The sequence below is a fragment of the Vibrio sp. 10N.222.55.C6 genome, assembly GCF_041473395.1.
Lineage (GTDB): Bacteria > Pseudomonadota > Gammaproteobacteria > Enterobacterales > Vibrionaceae > Vibrio > Vibrio crassostreae_C.
The window spans coordinates 1-345 of record NZ_JBFRSD010000198.1 but is presented as its reverse complement, the minus strand read 5'-3'; the positions used below and the strand labels follow the sequence as shown (position 1 = coordinate 345).

The following is a 345-nucleotide window of genomic DNA, read 5'->3' as shown; positions in this document are numbered from 1 at the left end:
TTAAGGCTGCTCTTTGTTTTCTACGATATTATGGACAAGGAATGCTCTGTATATTCATCAAATTACAAGTTCATGACAAACCCTAAACGTACTGCATAATCGTTTTCTCGATTGCCGTTAGAGTCCACATAGGTTTCATCGACAGACACTAGCTCCATGTATGGCGTCCAAGTTTCATTAACCTTATAGTTAACCATAACAGTATGTTCCCAATAATCATCTCGACCAGTGCCTTGGTCAACACCGTCTTGATAACGGTATCTCGGGTTATACATTAGCCCCACATCACCAAAGCTTTTAGATAGCCAGATATCAAACTGATTCGAAGCACCACGAGTTGTGCCA

Annotated in this window: 1 protein-coding gene; it reads right to left on the bottom strand. The window is 40.9% G+C overall.

The genetic code is table 11. The features are described from left to right. Window positions 1–62 precede the first annotated feature (62 nt). On the bottom strand, window positions 63–345 hold a 283-nt coding region (locus tag AB4486_RS23210), incomplete at its 5' end, for an oligogalacturonate-specific porin KdgM family protein (RefSeq protein ID WP_372118882.1).